Origin of the sequence: Pediococcus stilesii (genome assembly GCF_001437075.1) — a bacterium.
In the GTDB taxonomy this organism is placed as follows: Bacteria; Bacillota; Bacilli; order Lactobacillales; family Lactobacillaceae; genus Pediococcus; species Pediococcus stilesii.
Genome location: NZ_JQBX01000010.1, coordinates 19,527 through 37,395, shown reverse-complemented (window position 1 = coordinate 37,395; position 17,869 = coordinate 19,527). Strand labels below are relative to the sequence as shown.

Genomic DNA, 17,869 nt, shown 5'->3' with positions numbered 1-17,869 from the left:
TGCGGCCTTTTTTCGTATCAAATTTTGGTTGGTTGAACTGGATTTTAAACGAGGAGAGTATTGATTTGAAAAAAGAGCAGGTAGTTGAATTAAATCGTTCGTTAGGATTATGGTCGGCTTTAGCATTAGTGATCGGAACAATTATTGGTTCAGGGGTGTTTGTGCGGCAAGCCGCCGTATTGGATCAAACGGGCTCGGTTAAAGTAGCGCTGTTTGCCTGGTTGGCAGGTGGAATAATGACGCTGGCAGCAGGATTAACGATTGCCGAAGTTGCATCGCAAATGCCTAAAACGGGTGGCTTGTACTATTATATGGAAAAGATGTACGGTCGCATCTGGGGCTTTCTTTCAGGATGGATGCAGATTATTGTTTATGGTCCAGCGATGATTGCAACCATTGCCGCTTATTTAGGAATTTTAATCGTTGATTTTTTCGGAATTAATCCGGCATTTAAAATACCGATTGCGGTCATTTCAATTACCTTATTAGCAATTCTGAATTTCTTTTCTAACCGCTATGGAGCAATGTTTGCGATTATTACGACGGTTTGTAAATTGGTTCCAGTATTGGCGATTATTGCGTTGGGATTATTTTTTGGAAAAGAACAGTCATTGGTTCAAAGTATCAATGGAATTCAAACATCAACCGGTAGTTTTGGAGTAGCTATTTTGGGAACCCTGTTTGCCTATGATGGGTGGATACTGGTCGCTAACCTGGGTGATGAAATTAAAAATCCGGCCCGACGACTACCGCAGGCCATCATTTGGGGAATCGTAATTGTAACTTTTGCCTATGTTTTTGTTAGTTTTGGAGTTTTTCAAAGTATTGGCGCAGCCAAAGTTCATCAACTGGGAATCGGAGCAATTCCATACCTTGCCTCAAAAAGTTTTGGTGTTTATGGAGGCCGACTTTTAAGTATTGGCGTAATAATTTCAATCGTTGGTTGCTTAAATGGTAAGGTTATGACTTTCCCACGAATTATGTATGCCATGGCGGATAACCGTGAACTTCCATTTTCAAAGCAACTAAGTTATCTGCATCCGAAGTCACGGACACCGATTTGGTCGGTAGTAACGATTGTGGGTATCGCAATTATCATGATTGTATTCTTCGATGCCGATCGTTTATCCGAGTTATGTATTTTTACCGTTTACTGTTTTTATTTGATGGCATTTTTTGGCTCATTTAAGTTACGTCGACAAAATTTGGACCGCGTTTTCAGTGTTCCACTTTATCCGTTACCACAGCTCGTTGCGATTGGAAGTTCGATTTTCGTTTTAGTAAGTGAAATTCAAAATGATTTAATAGGGGTAATGTTGTCGTTAATGATTGTACTTGTTGGAGTTCCAGTGTATTGGAAGTACCGGAATCAAAGAAGTATCGTGGACAATAAGGTTGTTCAAGAACGCTAGATATGTTAAATTAAACAGACTGGGTGAAATTGGGACAAGACGTTGTTTTGCCTCTTTTTCTTTTGTCTAAATAATGGAGGAAATTAATGATAACTGTAACTGATATGAGCATGCAATTCTCTGATCGAAAGTTGTATAGCGATGTTAATTTGAAATTTACCCCCGGCAACTGTTACGGCATTATTGGTGCTAATGGTGCTGGTAAGTCAACATTTTTGAAAATTCTAGAAGGTAAATTACAACCTACTTCTGGAAATGTAAGTATTTCGCCTAACGAGCGGATGTCCAGCTTGAATCAGGATCATTACGCATTTGAAGAATTTACCGTAATGGATACCGTAATTCAAGGCTATAAAAAATTATACGAAGTAATGCAAGAAAAAGATGCTCTATATGCAAAGCCTGATTTTACTGAAGAAGATGGGATGAAGGCGGCCGATTTAGAGGCTGAATTTGCTGAAATGGATGGCTGGAACGCCGAGGCAGAGGCTTCACAGTTACTTCAACAACTTGGAATTGAAGAAAGTCTTCACCAAAGTAAAATGAGCGAATTGACAGAAGGCCAACGAATTAAGGTCCTTTTAGGGCAGGCACTGTTTGGAAAGCCGGATATCCTAATTTTGGATGAGCCAACTAATGGTCTTGATCCAAAGTCAATTAGCTGGTTGGAAGACTTCTTAGCCGATTTTCCCAACACCGTGATTGTTGTTTCACATGACCGTCACTTCTTAAATTCGGTATGTACAATGATGTGCGACGTTGACTTTGGTAAGATTGAACTCTTTGTTGGTAACTATGATTTTTGGATGGAATCTAGTGCTCTAGCTAAACGTCTTCGCGAAAATGCCAACTCTAAAAAAGAAGAACAAATTAAAGAATTACAAGAATTCGTTGCACGTTTTAGCGCTAATGCTTCCAAATCAAAACAAGCTACTTCACGTAAAAAACAATTGGAAAAAATTACCTTGGATGACATTAAACCGTCATCACGGAAGTATCCGTTCATTCGGTTTACTCCAGAACGTGAGCTTGGTAATGATTTAGTTCGGGTTGATAAGGTTAGCAAGTCAATTGATGGCGTTAAAATTTTAGATAACATTACCTTCACGGTTCGTCCGGGAGAAAAGGCTGCTATTTTGAGCCGAAATGATTTGGCAACGACCGTATTGATGCAAATTCTCGCTGGGGAAATGGAACCAGATACGGGTTCTGTAACTTGGGGACAAACGACCGAACGAAGCTATATTCCACGTGATATTAACCCATACTTTACGGATGACCGCTTGGATATCTTAGAATGGCTTCGTCAATATGCACCAAAAGAAGAAAGTGATAACACCTTCCTTCGCGGCTTCTTGGGTAAAATGCTCTTTTCTGGAGAAGACGTATTGAAGAACGTTACAAAACTTTCTGGTGGTGAAAAGGTTCGCTGCATGATTTCTAAGACAATGTTGAGCAAGGCCAACGTATTATTGCTTGATGATCCAACCAATCATTTGGATCTGGAATCAATTACTTCATTAAATGAAGGACTAACGAGCTTTAAGAGTTCGATTATTATGACTTCACATGATCATGAATTCATTCAAACGATCGCCGATCATATTATTGAAGTATCCGATAAGGGTGTGGTCGATCGGGCAGAAACCTCATATGATGAATTCTTAAATCACAGTGTCATTCAAGAACAAGTAAATAAACTATATTAATACTAATGTTTCATAACCTTTAAAGAATATAAGTACGAGATAAATTTAATTAAAATTTATCTCGTTTTTTTAATGTTTTTAACCTTTTTCTGTTTTAATTCAATTAATAACGTGATAATCTAGTCATGTAAATTAGTTGATTCTATTGAACTTTGACGTTTACACACGTATATAATTTTACTTGCATAAGAAGTAGGTGATATTTGGAGGAGAAATTAAATGAGGTTTAAAGAGACGAGAGAATACTATGAACAACATTTAGTTCGCCAATTTTTGCGGATTCGAAAGCTTAAAGTTTATGACGCAATTCAGCAAACAATCGTGATTCTGTACCCATTTATGTTAGTTGGCTCGATTATGGAGCTTCTTCGAGAATCCTTTTTGATTAAAGGAAGCTATTTTGATGAACTTTTTGGAACCGTGGCAATGATTCCGCATGCCAATGGAATTAACTTTTTCTTAGGTAGCATGTCGAAATTAACCATTGGTTTTGCCGGGGTCCTCGCAGCGACAGAAGTAGCTCGTAACTTGGCTAAAAAATTTGATAAAGATACCCAAATGGCTGGAGTGACTGGTGGGTTAGCCTACTTGATATTAACTTTTTATGATAGTGATCAAGGGGTGCTTGGGTTCACCGCACGTTCGCTAGGTTTTTCAAGCCTGCTGTTTGGAATTTTAGTGGGCGTAGTTACTGGCTATATTTTTAAGTATTTAAGTCGAAAAGTTGACACGAACCAGCCAAAGGGATCCGTTATTCGGGATCGAATGTTTAACTCGATGTGGGCAATCACCGTGACGCTGATCCTATCTGCTGGATTAAATACGGTATTTTACCTACTAAATAGTAAGGCATTAACGCCCGAAATTAACCGTTTGTTAATTCAAAACGTAATGAATACCCATTCGGCATGGGTATTGACCGGCGGGACAGCGCTAAGCATCATCCTCCAATTTATTGGTATGGGTAGTCCGATTGCAAACGGACAAATGATGGGCGCCGACGCGGTTAGTAATTTAAACTACGCACTGCAACATCAGAGTGCGTGGAACATTCCGAATCCAATTAACGCGCATGGAATAATCGGTATTTATACCAACATCGGTGGTACGGGGGCAACGTTGGGTTTGCTGATCGCGATCATCTGGGTTGGAAAGGGACGCCAATTTCAACGGGTGGCGAAACAGTCACTATTGCCAGGTCTATTTAACTACAATCAATCGACCCTCGTGGGATTGCCGATTCTATTTAATATAGCCTATGTAATTCCATTTATACTAGCACCAATTGTTAATTTGCTGATCACGATGAGTGCCTTAAAGCTCCATCTGATTCCTTCGGCGGTTTATCAAATTCCAAATGGAACACCAGGGATTTTTATGGGATTTATTGGCACCAATGGTAGTGTGCAAGCGCTGATTTTATCATTGGTCTTGGTTGCGGTGGATGTACTAATTTACGTTCCGTTTGTTGAAATCGGTGAAAAGGTAAATGCTGATTTAAACCAAGGAGGGGATGCTGAATGAAAAAAATAAAAAGGCTTCTCTTTGGTGCAATCTTTATCGCACTGGTAATCCTGCTAATTCCAACTAATACTTGGATTAAATCTAATGTTAAAAACCAGGAATTGCGGCATAACACACGGATGGTACCAATTTTCTGGGTTCCAGGAAGTAGTGCCACGGTTAATCGATTTGATGGAGTTTTTAAGACGATTAATAGTGAGGCAAAGTCAAAACACAGTATTTTAAAAGTAAAAGTAATGAAAGATAATACTTTAAAATATTCCGGCTCCATTCGTCCAGGTGATCAACAACCATTTATCGTTGTGGGATTCGAGGATAACAGCGATGGATATGAAACAATCAAAAAAGAAGCTAAATGGTTCAACATCGCCTTTAATGATCTGGACGAAAAGTATCAATTTGGTAAATTCGAAGGTGTGGGACATTCCAATGGTGGATTAGTTCTTTCATTTTTTTTAGAAGATTATAATGACTCTAATCAAAATCAAATGACGAAATTGATGACACTCGGTTCACCGTATAATTCGTATGAAACATCAACTAGTACCAAGACACAAATGTTGACTGATCTAATTGATAGCCGAAAAAATATTGACTCCAATTTAATCGTATATTCTGTTTTGGGAACCGAAAATTATAGTAATGATGGAATTGTGCCGGAGGAAAGTGTTCAGGCTGGTAAATATGTGTTCCAAAAACAAGTAAAACAGTACACACAGCTAACTGTTACGGGTGTCAATGCGCAGCACTCTGACCTACCTTCTAATTCGCAAGTAATTGATTTAATTGAGAAAAACATTATTGATAGTAGTTCAAAAACTAATAAAAATCGACCAAATAATGCACAAGATGTGAAACATAAGGACTCGTAACTGGGTGCTAATAAAATTAAAATCAGATTGACAAACATTGCCATTCTGTTAAAATTTAAACATGTGTACAATTTTGAGTCGCTTAACTAGGAGGAAACAATGAAAATGAAACAAGCAGATATTACATTTATTGCACAAACTTATAACAAGAGTCTAAAGTTAATCGGTTCTTTACTAGAAAGTAAAATTTCTGATCCACGGGTCTCGTTTGATATGTTTATGATTATGCATTTTATCGAAGAAGCAGGTTCAGAACCAATCACACTTAGCGAGATTGCTGATGCACAAGAAGTAACTAAGAGTGCTATTTCACGTAAGGTGGGTACTTTATTAGACCTTGGACTGATTGAACAAGAAAGTGATCGGGTGGATCGTCGTAAGAAATACCTCTCGCTAACTACAAAAGGTCATGACCTATATAAAGAAAATGACAAAGTTTTCCGCGATATGCTTAATGAAGTTTCCGATAAGTTTGGCAAAGACGACTTTTTAAAAACATTGGAACACGTTAACTCCATCCTTGAAATCATCAAAAAAACAGCTGAATAAAAATTAGTTTAACTAATCGTAAGCGGAGTGCAATGCTTCGCTTTTTTGTATATACCGATTTTTATTTTAACTTTTAAATACAAATATGTTTTAAATTAGCTTTTATGGTGGTAATTTTTTAGATATAATCGTAAGTGTTGTGTAAAAATATTTGTATGTGGGGTTTCTTATGGAAAAAGAATTAATCAACCAACACGTGGGAAAAGGAATCTTTTGGGCGTTATTGGCTTCCTGCATGTGGGGAATTTCAGGAACGGTGCTCCAGGTAATTTCTCAAGGAGAAAGTATTCCAGCGTCTTGGTTTTTATCGGCCCGAACACTCGGTGCTGGTCTAGTATTAATTATCATCAGCTTTATTAAATATCAATTTCATATCTTTGACGTTTTTAAATCACTTCGAGACGTATTGTGGTTATTAGCTTATGCGATTTTTGGATTAATGGCTAATTTATTAACATTTTACATGAGTGTTCAAGAGGGGAATGCCTCAGCTGCAACCATCCTACAATACTTAAGTCCATTATTTATTGTGTTGGGAAGCCTAATTTTTCAAAAGGAATGGCCGTTAAGAAGTGACATAATCGCCTTTGCTTTAGCAATGCTGGGTGTTTTCTTGGCAATTACACACGGCAACATCCATAGCTTGGCGATTTCCAATACTGCGTTAATTTGGGGAGTTCTTTCCGGTGTTACAGCGGCGTTTTACGTTGTTCTTCCCAAACCAGTCACTAAAAATCATCCACCAATGGTTGTCTTGGGCTGGGCGTTGATTATCGGTAGTATTTTGTTTAATATTCATCAACCGGTTTGGGTTAATACACCAGATATTTCAACTAAGCTGGTTCTTTCAATGGCAACGGTGATTCTAATTGGAACAGTATTTCCATTTTGGGCATTGTTGCATAGCCTTAATTTTGCACCATCGGCGGTCGTGAGCATCCTTGATGCAGTTCAACCGGTGGTGACGTTCATTTTAAGTTTAATCTTTTTAAACCTTAAATTTAATATTGTCGAATTAATTGGAGCAATTTTAGTTGTAATCGCAATTATAATTATTCAGAAATTTCGATCAGAGCCTTAAAAGCTGGAAAAAGCAGGAATTATTACGAATTTATTCGTAGTGATTCCTGCTTTTTTGTGTATTTTAATTAATAATTAGGGTTTAATTGTTGACATCTTACGTCTACATCTGTAGTCTATAAGTATAAATTACATTTGTAAACGAAAGGAATTAGCCATGAATACAACGGATGAAATTGAAATTAGCCAATCGGAATGGGAAACAATGCGAGTGATATGGACCTTAAACGGTGCCAGCAGTAAGCAGATCATTGCAATTTTAGCCGAAAAATTGGGGTGGAAGGCTTCCACAACTAAAACCTATTTAGGACGGTTAGTCAAAAAAGGGGCGCTATCGACTACTAAAAACGGCCGAGAGTATGTATACCAGCCTTTGATTGAAGAACAAGTTGCAATGAATAATGCGACAAGCGGTCTATTCGACCATCTTTGTCAACACAAAGTGGGACCAACGCTGACAACACTGATTAATAATGTCGAACTTTCCCAGTCTGATATTGAAGAATTGATCAACGAGTTGAACCAAAAAGCAAAAACGGCTCCAGAAATGGTTAAATGCAATTGTTTACCTGACGGATGTGACGAAAATTGTGAAATGGAGGAAATGAAGTAATGAAACATGATGAAATGAACGAACATGACGGAATGAAAATGGATCATTCTAAAATGGATCATGGAAAGATGCAGATGGATCACGCTCAAATGAATCATGGCGATATGAAAATGGACCATTCCACAATGGACATGAGTATGGAAGGTATGGAAGGTCATGATATGGGCGGTGGCCACATGATGCACATGGGGAACTTAAAGCAATTATTTTGGATCAGTTTGGTTGCCACGATTCCAATCTTATTGTTCTCGCCTTTTATGGGAATGGATTTTAGCATCGGGAGTTTCCAGTTACCAATTACGTTTGCTGGTTCAGAGTACATCGTGTTAGTATTGGCTACATTCTTATACTTCTACGGTGGGAAACCATTTCTTACCGGCGCGATAGGTGAATTAAAGGAAAAAGCGCCGGCAATGATGACGTTAATTGCCATGGGAATCACGGTCGCTTATGGCTACTCGTTGTACGCCTTCATCATGAATCAGTGGGTAAATCCGGCTGGACATGTGATGGATTTCTTTTGGGAATTAGCGACTTTAATTGTGATCATGTTGCTTGGTCACTGGGTTGAAATGAATTCGGTGATGGCAGCTGGGTCTGCCGTCGAAAAAATGGCAGCATTACTTCCAGGAAAAGCCCATGTACTGCATGGGGATCACGTTATGGATATGGATTTAGCTGATGTCACGATTGGTCAGACAGTTCGAGTACTTGCGGGTGAGCAAATTCCAACCGATGGGAAGGTGCTTTCTGGTAGCACCAAAGTGAACGAGTCGTTGGTGACGGGTGAAGCACGTTTAATTGATAAAAAAGAAGGAAACCAAGTAATTGGTGGTTCGGTGAATGGTGATGGAGTAATCGAAGTCGAAGTTACCGGAACTGGCGAGAGTGGCTACCTTTCGCAAGTAATGAAATTGGTTAGCGATGCTCAAAAATCAAAATCAAAGGCCGAAAGTTTGGCCGATAAGGTAGCGTCATGGTTATTTTATGCAGCATTAATTATTGGATTAGTTGCGTTTGTGGCATGGTTGCCGCAGGGATTAGACGTTGCCTTTGAAAGAATGGTTACCGTGTTTATTATCGCTTGTCCGCATGCACTTGGACTAGCAATTCCGCTTGTTGTAGCTCGTAGCACAAGCATTGCGGCAACCAATGGATTATTGGTTCGAAACCGGCAGGCTATTGAAAAAGCTAAACAGGTTAAATACGTCTTAATGGACAAGACTGGAACTCTGACTGAAGGAGAATTCACCGTTAACGCTACTAAGAGTTATAGTGACGCACACACTGACGATGATATTTTAGCAATCATGGCCGGACTTGAAGAACATTCCGATCATCCGTTAGCAACAGGAATTAAAGCAGCAGCTCAAAAACTGAAACAAGCAATTCCACAGGCTCAAAAAGTGACTGTTCAAAAGGGAGTCGGTTTGACTGGAGTAGTTGATCAAAAAGAATATCAAATTGTAAATGCGGCATATTTGAGAAAGAATCAAATTAGTTTTGATCAAAATGACTTTGATCAATGGAGCAAGGCCGGAAACTCCGTGGCATATTTACTTGAAGAAGATCAGGTGCTTGGTGGCCTCGCAGAAGGCGATCAGTTGAAATCGAACAGTGTAAGTTTTGTTAAGGAATTGAAGAATCTCGGGTATACGCCGGTTATGTTAACCGGGGATAATCGCGCCACGGCTGAAAAAATTGCTGATAGTTTAGGAATCGAAGAATGGCATGGCGAATTAATGCCAGAAGATAAGTTGAAATTACTTGAAAAGTATCAAAAAACAGCCAAAGTTATCATGGTTGGTGATGGTGTTAATGATGCACCAAGTTTAGCTAAGGCCGACATTGGAATTGCAATTGGTGCGGGAACGGACGTGGCGATTGATTCTGCAGATGTAGTGCTAGTTCATAGTGATCCAAATGATATTTTGAACTTTTTGAAGCTGGCGCGAGCAACTAACGCCAAAATGGTTCAAAATTTATGGTGGGGAGCTGGATACAACCTCTTTGCAATCCCGCTAGCCGCCGGAATTCTGGCACCGATCGGATTCATATTGAGTCCCGCCGTCGGAGCGGTATTAATGTCACTATCAACGGTGATTGTGGCGTTGAACGCAATGACGTTGAAGATTAAAGATTCTGAGTAAGGACAGAATCTCTAGGAAAGCATAAATCAGTAATCAAAAGAAGCACGATGCGTTATGTCGTGCTTCTTTTTTTATTAACCTAAACTTTCGGAAAATAAAATTCAATAATATTAAATTCACCGAGCTTTCACCGGAAATTATAGATGATTAGTTTTGCGAAATATTAAATAAATTAATAGAAGAGTCATGGCAAAGGATAAAATTTGGGTAAAGGCGCTGAAACCAGTTAAAAACAAAGAAATGAAGTCGAGAACTACGAGCAAAATGGCGGTGTTTCGAGCGAATTTATTCATGTACCGTTCTCCTTATTTACAATAATGTTTGCTTTAAAGATTAGTGACACCGACTTTGATTCACCCTGATTAAACACCGATAACGTAACAAATTCAAGTTATACGTTTTAAAGTGACCGTAGGACAGAATTAAGAAATTAGTAAAGAATTTTAAATGAAAAGGTTTTAATTTTAAAAAATGTATAAATTAGGGGAATCCTTAGGATATAATTGGCGTATAAAATCAATGGGGGATGCACCGATGAATGAAGAGAGAACATTAATCTTAGTTAAACCTGATGGAGTTCAGTGTGGTCATATTGGTCACGTGATCTCGAGAATTGAAAATCGCCGTTACGAAATTAAAGCGCTAAAAATGGTTAACCCAACGAAGGAACAACTTCGTCAACACTATTCGGAACTGGTGGATAAACCATATTATCCAGGAATCGAAGAATTTATGACAAGTGGTCCAATTGTTGCAATTATCGCTGAAGGCGACGAAATTATTGAAACATTCCGAAAAATGGCTGGTCCGACCGATCCGACCGCCGCACCAGCCGGAACAATCCGAGGAGATTATGCTAGATCTTGGGGACCCGGTCCAATTAAAAACGTTGTGCATAGTTCGGATAGCGCTGAAAGTGCCACGAAGGAAATTAAGATCTGGTTCCCGGAACGCAGTTAATACTAATTACAAAAAATAGTGCAAATCACTTGAAAACCTGACCTTTCCTGACTAATATAAACCTTGTAAGGATGAATAGATAAGTTCATCTGATTTAGAAAGGGGTTTTATTTTATGGCAAATGAAATGATGAATCGTAATCGTCGGAATGATATGTGGGATCCATTCTTTGATCGTTTATCTCGTGGTTTCTTTAACGACGGATGGAATGGAACTCCAACCACTCTAAAGACGGATGTTAGCGAATCAGATTCAGAATATAAGGTTAAGATTGATGTTCCAGGAATTGACAAGAAGGATATTAAGTTAAATTACCAAGATGGTGTATTGAATGTTGAAGTGAAGAAAGATAGCTTTGCCGATCATGAAGACCAAGACCATAATGTGACGATGACGGAACGCAGCTACGGAATGATGCACAGAAGTTATGCGCTTCCTTCCGTTGATTCAGACAATATCAAGGCTAAGGTTGAAAGTGGTGTTTTGAACATTACTTTGCCAAAGGTTAGCGGCGATCAAGCGTCTGGAATTGAGATTGAGTAGTATTGAATTATTAACGATAAAAAGTAAAAGAGACGTGCGAAAAAATTGCACGTCTCTTTTTTGTTCTTAGCTTAATCGGGATCATCAGCGTTAATTTTCATTAAACTCGGTTTTCCATAATAATAGCCCTGTCGCAGATCAATTTTCATTAAATCTGCCCAGGCATCATCACGATCGTTATCGATGCCTTCTAAAACAAAGCGAATCGAGTTAACGTTAGCAATATTTCGCCAAAAAGATACCCGACGATCAGTTTCAGCTTGATCAAGATGTTCTTTATAGTTTTGGAGTGCATATTTTAGTTCACAGGCATAGGGAAGGAGCGGTTCAATTTCTGGCCAGGTATTAATCCCGCTCCCAACGTCATCTAGACAGAATTGGATACCAACTTCGTTTAACCCATTAGCAATTTGAATTAATTTCGCATTAGAAACAGCCGGTTTGACGGCGCTTTCAATCAGTTCAATAACCAGCTTTACGGGGCGCAGCATCCCTTGAGCGATAACTAATGCGTCCAATAATTTTTGATCTTGAATTTGAAAACGATCAACGTTGATAGAAACGGATCCTACTTTTAACGACAGTTTTCTAGCGGTTGCAATTAAGGTTTCCGCGATCGTTTTTGCTGAAATATCTGAAAAAGAGGCGGGCATTTGCCAACGACCGTCTCGATATTCCTTCATTAATAATTCGTAACCCACTACGGCTTGAGCCTGAGTATTTAACTGAGGTTGAATAAAAAATCTATACATACTTGTATTCTCCCTGCGTTTTATTTTATCGTCCGGTTTTATTATAATATTAAAAGGATCAATAAAACGCTTTAATTGATAAATTAATTTTATCGATTACATATCCATAAAATAGTATACTTAAATTAATTATAAATTCATAATTTTTATACTTGTATATAGTTATTAGTTTTTACATTTTAGGACATAAGCCTTGGCATAGACCATTTAGGAGGAAATATGAAGATTGCAATTATTGGATGTACACATGCTGGTACAGCCGCTGTAAGAGAAATCTTACGACAATCACCAGAAACGGAAGTTAATATTTATGAACGAAATGATAATATTTCATTTTTATCGTGTGGTATATCATTGTACCTAAATGGTCGAGTAAAAAGGTTAGAAGACATGTTTTATGATAGTGCGGAAGATTTACGCTCGGCCAACATCCATGTTAATCTTCAACATGATGTTTTACGAATCGATCGAAATAAAAAGGATTTGTTAATCCAATCTTTAGAAGACTACAGTATTAGTCACGAATCTTACGACAAAATCATTTTGTGTACCGGTTCGTCCGTGATCTTGCCACCAATTAACGGCATTGATCATTCGCGTGTACTTCTTTGTAAAAATTACGCACAAGCCCGTCAATTATATGAAGCATCAAAAGATCAGCGACGAATTGCTTTAGTTGGTGGAGGATACGTCAACGTTTAATTAGCGGAGAGCTTTGCCACTACTGGGCATGAAGTTACCCTTTTTCAAAGTCACGAAACGATCCTTAATAATTATGTCGATGAACAGATTAGCCACAAGATGATGGATTTACTGACCGAGCATGGTGTTAGAGTGGAAACGAGAGGCAATGTAGTTTCTTTTACGGATGAAGAGGATGATCTAGTTGTAACAACTGAAGACGGCCGGAACTTTAAAACTGACATTGCGGTCGTTTCAACCGGATTTGTGCCAGAAACTGATTTGCTTCAAGGACAGGTTAAAATGGATCGCAAGGGCGCAATTATCACGAATAAGTACGGTCAAAGCTCAGATCCTGATATTTATGTTGCGGGAGATGCGCGAACGATTGAATACAATCCGACGGGTGATTTTGAGTATATTCCACTGGCAACCAATGCGGTTCGACAAGGGTTAATCGCTGGAATCAATGTTTTTGGTAATCGATGGCCAGAGATGGGCGCGCAAGGAACTTCAGCAATTGAGCTTTTTGGACATACCCTGTCAACGACCGGTTTGACCTATGCGCGCGCATTGAAAGCCGGATTCGATGCCGATTTCAGTTTTTTCGAAGATAGTTATCGTCCAGGCTTTATGCCTTCGACAGAAATGATTACGATCGTGATTGTTTATGATAAAAAGGACTTACGAATTCTGGGTGCACAATTCTTTAGTAAGTACGATGTTGCACAGTCCGCCAACACCCTTTCATTGGCAATTCAAAATAAAAATACGTTAAAGGATCTCGCGTTTGTTGATATGTTATTTCAACCTTACTATGATCAACCGTTTAATTACATCAATTTGGCGGCCCAAGAAGGTTTGAAAAAAGAAGGTCTAATTTAAAGAAGGAAAGTGTTTTAGAAATGGCAAAAACTGAGCGAGAAAAGATGACGGCTGGGGAACCGTACCAGCAGTTTGATACAGAATTGATTGAACGTCGGAAATTTATCCGTCAGCAACTACAAGCGATTAATAGTGAAACGGATAATGAAAAACGAAACGGTGATTTTAAGAAACTATTAGGAGATGTCGGTGAGGACTTCTTCGTTGAAAGTGACTTTAAATTTGATTACGGATGGAATATTCATATTGGCGACCACTTCTATGGTAACTACGACATGACCTTTTTGGATACGTGTCCGATCACGATTGGCGAACATTGTTATTTTGGACCCAATGTAGGATTGTATACACCAATTCACCCACTGGATCCGGTCCAAAGAAATGCGGACGTAGAATTAGGCGCACCAATCACCATTGGAGATAGTTGCTGGTTTGGTGGACGAGTAACCGTTTTGCCGGGTGTTACACTTGGTAATAACGTAGTGGTCGGCGCAGGTTCTGTGGTGACTAAAAGCTTCGGCGACAATGTTGTAATTGCGGGAAATCCGGCTAAAAAGATAAAGGATATGAAGAAAGGCGATTAAGAGTTGAGGATTAGTCTAGCTATGGCCAATATCCACGGATTGAGTGGATGTTGGCCATAGCGTAACTAACCGGAAACTCTTGCCTTTCAGAGTTCACTAGGCTATAAAGCAGGTATAACGCCTCAATCGAGTCTAGTTGAACTACGAAAGATTGAGTTCTGCGGATAGCTACGTTTAGTAAAACATCCACCGAAACCGTGAGCATTTCACTAAACTAGGCTATTCCTCAAACTCAGCCCATCTTTCTGCGTATCCTTAGTTGAACTATGAAAGATTGAGTTCTGCGGATAGCTACGTTTAGTAAAACATCCACCGAAACCGTGGACATTTCACTAAATTAGGCTATTCCTCAAACTCAGCCCATCTTTCTGCGTATCCTGGGTTTAGTCGAGCTCCAGAAACCAGAAGTCTGCGGTTAGTTACGCTATGACCAACATCCACCCAACCCGTGGATATTAGTCATAGCTAGACTAATCCTCAACTTCTAACCGGTTTCTTCCACATCCTAGGTTTCTTGCGCATCCCCATCCTTTGTAGTACCATGAAAATAACAGGTATGACGAGTTTCGAACTAATTTCGATTGAGCAACGCTATGCAGGTGTAATTTAATACGCCAGCTGCGTTGCTTTTTTTGTACCTGAATTTTTGAGAGCATATGGGAGGAATTTTTTATCTTACACAGTAAGAATGTCGATCGAGCTGTCTTTTTACCAACAATGATTCTGTTTGGAGTTGTTTCGGTAATATTAATCACAGGCGGCCCAGCCGTTCAGCAATTAATGAACGCGTTGTTGTCATTCGTTACAAGCAAATATGAATGGTTGTATATATCAATTTACGTCATTAATTTTGTTTTCTTTATCGTTCTGATTTTTAGCAAGTACGGAAAAATCAGATTTGGAAAAGCAGATCCAGGCAAGGACTACAGCTCCTTTCAATGGGGAAGCATGGTGTTTGCGACGGCAATTGATGCCAGTATTTTGATGTTAAGTGCAACCGATCCGTTACAATATTTGCAACATCCCGCATTTGGCGCAAAGCCTTTATCGGCAGATGCGTTTGCGTATGCAAATGTGGTGGGACAATTCAATTGGGGGCCAATGGCATGGATGATGTTTGCAACGGCCACAATTGCGATTGCGTATACAATGTATGTTAAAAAAATTCCGGTAAGACGACTAAGCACGGTCATTCCAATTTTACGTGGTGATCAATTTTATAAAAAGGTGCTTCGTCAGTTTATTGATTTTCTAGTTGTTTTTGGAATTATGGGTGGGATCGGTTCTTCAATTGGAATGGAAATCCCCGTAATTGCCCGAGTTTTAAGTATTATCGTAGGTATCAAGGACACGATCTACTTAAAATTGTTTTTGTTTTTTATTTTGTTAATACTATTTTCACTAACGGTCTATGCTGGTTTGAATAAGGGAATTAAAAAATTATCAGCATGGCACATTTACTTAGCAATTATTTTTTTGGCAATCGTTTTATTGGTAGGTCCAACCAAGTATTTAATCGGTTCGGAAGGACATAGTTTGGAATTAATGGGGCAACATTTTGCCGCACTATCATTTAACAAAGCTAATGCCGGAACGAACGGATTTGCACAACATCAAACCTTATTTTACTGGGGATGGTGGTTGGCTTACATGCCGGTCATGGGACTTTTCATCGCCAGAATTTCGCACGGAAAAACAATTCGTCAGGTCGTAATTGGAATGATGACGTATGGTGTTGGGGGGTGTCTTTCGTTTTATGCCGTTCTCGGTGGCTATGCGCTATGGCTACAACAGTCCGGTACATTAAATATTGTGCACATTTTGAATACTCAGGGCCAAGCTGCGGTACAAGCGGCTTTGATCACCACCTTACCGATGAATAAACTAATGTTAATAATTTTCTGCGTTTCCTGTTTTATTTTTCTGGCAACGACGATTTCTTCTTCGGCATTTATTGTGTCATCATTTACAAGCTTGGATTTGTCGAACGGTAGACAGCCAAGTCGTTGGAACCGAATGGCATGGGTAATCGTCTTTATTATCTTCTCACTAGGAATTGTGGTTGTTGGCGGCTTTGAAACGGTTCAGGCAATTTGCACGGTGGCTGGTTTTCCACTAATTTTTGTCTGTGGATTATTGTTATTTTCGATTTATCAAAGTGTAACTGGTCGTGAAGAAATGGCAAAGGTGAAGGTTCCAAACTACTTACCAGTCGTCAATTTACGTCCGCTACAAAAAATAATGATTAACCATCATTTGTTGCATAATATTAGTCAGGATGACTTTTAAAAATTAAAAAAAGATGAGACATTTGAAACATTTCGGACTACAATTAACTTAGAATATCAAAGGAGGATGATTTTATGGCAAAAGTAGAAAGTTTTGAATTAGATCACACAAAGGTTAAAGCTCCATATGTTCGTTTGATTACGGTTGAATCAGGTGGCAAAGGAGATAAAATTTCAAATTTTGATTTGCGCTTAGTTCAACCAAATGAAAATGCGATTCCAACAGCCGGACTGCATACCATTGAACATTTATTAGCCGGATTATTACGTGATCGAATGGATGGAATCATTGACTGTTCTCCGTTTGGTTGTCGGACAGGCTTCCACTTAATCGCTTGGGGCGAACCAACCACAACTGAGGTTGCAAAAGCTCTAAAGGGTGCATTAGAAGAAATCGCGAATGTTACTAAATGGGAAGATGTTCCTGGGACGGATATCTACAGCTGTGGAAATTATCGAGATCACTCGTTATTCTCTGCCAAAGAGTGGTCAAAGAAAATTCTAAGTGAAGGAATCAGCGATGATCCATTTGAAAGAAATGTAATTTAATATTTCCATAAAAATATTGATTTAAAGAGAGGCCAAGAAAAATTTGACTTCTCTTTTTTAAAAAGTTATAGTAACCCTATTGTTTAATTTTGGGTTACAAATAAGTGATCGATATTTTAGAGCGTCAAGAAGAGGAGTTTAAAATGGAAAGAAAAGTACAAGGGACCGTTAGAATGACGGTAGTGGCGGCAATGATTACCGCCTTAACGATCGCGATGGGATTAGTTCCAGGAATTCCGATGATATTAATTCCTGTGCCAATCATTCTACAGAACATCGGTGTGATGTTTGCGGGTGAAGTTTTAGGCGCCAAGTATGGAACCTTATCAGTTGCGGTATTTCTACTATTGGCGAGTCTGGGTTTTCCGGTTCTATCCGGGGGACATGGAGGCGCGGCAGTTTTTGTGGGGCCAACCGGAGGATACTTAGTCGCTTGGTTGCTTGCGCCAATGGTTATTAACTTGGTTAAAAAATTTTTACCAAGTAAAATTAACTCTGGCTGGATTGGAAGCTTGGTTTCAGTTTGGCTTGGTGGAGCAGTTTTTATGGACTTATTTGGCGCATTTTGGTTATCAATATTTTTCCATGTCCCATTTGTAACGGCGATGGTTTCTAGCTTAATGTTTATTCCTGGAGATACGATTAAAGCAATCTTGACGGCTTTAGTAGCAAAGCGCCTAAAGAAAATAGTACACTTGAGATAACTAATTCGAAGGTG

General features: G+C 39.0%; 15 protein-coding genes and 1 pseudogene. 15 read left to right on the top strand and 1 reads right to left on the bottom strand.

What is annotated here, in order from left to right; translation table 11 throughout:
* Window positions 1-65: 65 nt before the first annotated feature.
* From IV81_RS05590 to IV81_RS05545, 10 genes are all read left to right on the top strand, one after another.
* Window positions 66-1,412: an APC family permease gene (locus IV81_RS05590; RefSeq protein ID WP_057802864.1), complete on the top strand. Its 1,347-nt coding sequence runs from the start codon at window positions 66-68 to the stop codon at window positions 1,410-1,412.
* 86 nt (window positions 1,413-1,498) lie between these two features.
* Window positions 1,499-3,121, top strand: a complete 1,623-nt coding sequence (locus tag IV81_RS05585) for an ABC-F family ATP-binding cassette domain-containing protein (RefSeq protein WP_057802863.1) — start codon at window positions 1,499-1,501, stop codon at window positions 3,119-3,121.
* A 219-nt stretch (window positions 3,122-3,340) separates the two neighbouring features.
* On the top strand, window positions 3,341-4,645 hold the full coding sequence (locus IV81_RS05580; protein WP_057802862.1) for a PTS transporter subunit EIIC: 1,305 nt from the start codon (window positions 3,341-3,343) through the stop codon (window positions 4,643-4,645).
* Window positions 4,642-5,517 (top strand): alpha/beta hydrolase, encoded by an 876-nt coding sequence (locus IV81_RS05575; RefSeq protein ID WP_057802861.1) that lies wholly within the window; start codon window positions 4,642-4,644, stop codon window positions 5,515-5,517. Before IV81_RS05580 ends, IV81_RS05575 begins: the two co-directional genes overlap by 4 nt.
* Before the next feature lie 99 nt (window positions 5,518-5,616).
* Window positions 5,617-6,066, top strand: a complete 450-nt coding sequence (locus IV81_RS05570; protein WP_236696835.1) for a MarR family winged helix-turn-helix transcriptional regulator — start codon at window positions 5,617-5,619, stop codon at window positions 6,064-6,066.
* A gap of 169 nt (window positions 6,067-6,235) precedes the next feature.
* Window positions 6,236-7,147, top strand: a complete 912-nt coding sequence (locus tag IV81_RS05565; RefSeq protein ID WP_057802860.1) for a DMT family transporter — start codon at window positions 6,236-6,238, stop codon at window positions 7,145-7,147.
* 156 nt (window positions 7,148-7,303) lie between these two features.
* Entirely contained in the window at window positions 7,304-7,759 is a 456-nt protein-coding gene (locus IV81_RS05560; protein WP_057802859.1) for a CopY/TcrY family copper transport repressor, read from the top strand.
* A complete protein-coding gene (locus IV81_RS05555) occupies window positions 7,759-9,909 on the top strand; it encodes a heavy metal translocating P-type ATPase (RefSeq protein WP_057802858.1) in 2,151 nt (716 codons plus the stop codon). The genes IV81_RS05560 and IV81_RS05555 overlap by 1 nt, the downstream gene beginning before the upstream one ends.
* A gap of 534 nt (window positions 9,910-10,443) precedes the next feature.
* Window positions 10,444-10,869 (top strand): nucleoside-diphosphate kinase, encoded by a 426-nt coding sequence (gene ndk, locus IV81_RS05550; RefSeq protein WP_057802857.1) that lies wholly within the window; start codon window positions 10,444-10,446, stop codon window positions 10,867-10,869.
* Between the two features lie 114 nt (window positions 10,870-10,983).
* The gene (locus IV81_RS05545) at window positions 10,984-11,412 is read left to right on the top strand and encodes an Hsp20/alpha crystallin family protein (RefSeq protein WP_057802856.1); all 429 of its coding nucleotides are present in this window, start codon (window positions 10,984-10,986) and stop codon (window positions 11,410-11,412) included.
* A gap of 71 nt (window positions 11,413-11,483) precedes the next feature.
* Here the strand turns inward: IV81_RS05545 and IV81_RS05540 are convergent, their stop codons facing one another.
* The gene (locus tag IV81_RS05540) at window positions 11,484-12,164 is read right to left on the bottom strand and encodes an EAL domain-containing protein (RefSeq protein WP_057802855.1); all 681 of its coding nucleotides are present in this window, start codon (window positions 12,162-12,164) and stop codon (window positions 11,484-11,486) included.
* A gap of 219 nt (window positions 12,165-12,383) precedes the next feature.
* Between IV81_RS05540 and IV81_RS05535 the strand changes: the two are divergent.
* The 5 genes and pseudogenes from IV81_RS05535 to IV81_RS05515 all read left to right on the top strand — a co-directional run bounded on the left by IV81_RS05535 (window position 12,384) and on the right by IV81_RS05515 (window position 17,855).
* A pseudogene (locus tag IV81_RS05535) lies at window positions 12,384-13,730 on the top strand (FAD-dependent oxidoreductase).
* 20 nt (window positions 13,731-13,750) lie between these two features.
* Window positions 13,751-14,314: a sugar O-acetyltransferase gene (locus IV81_RS05530; protein WP_057802854.1), complete on the top strand. Its 564-nt coding sequence runs from the start codon at window positions 13,751-13,753 to the stop codon at window positions 14,312-14,314.
* Window positions 14,315-14,986: 672 nt separating this feature from the next.
* Window positions 14,987-16,603 (top strand): BCCT family transporter, encoded by a 1,617-nt coding sequence (locus IV81_RS05525; protein WP_269083940.1) that lies wholly within the window; start codon window positions 14,987-14,989, stop codon window positions 16,601-16,603.
* 74 nt (window positions 16,604-16,677) lie between these two features.
* The gene (locus IV81_RS05520) at window positions 16,678-17,151 is read left to right on the top strand and encodes an S-ribosylhomocysteine lyase (RefSeq protein WP_057802852.1); all 474 of its coding nucleotides are present in this window, start codon (window positions 16,678-16,680) and stop codon (window positions 17,149-17,151) included.
* A gap of 143 nt (window positions 17,152-17,294) precedes the next feature.
* Window positions 17,295-17,855 carry a biotin transporter BioY gene (locus IV81_RS05515; RefSeq protein ID WP_057802851.1) on the top strand — a complete coding sequence of 187 codons (561 nt, stop codon included), beginning with the start codon at window positions 17,295-17,297 and terminating at the stop codon, window positions 17,853-17,855.
* The last annotated feature ends 14 nt before the right edge of the window (window positions 17,856-17,869 follow it).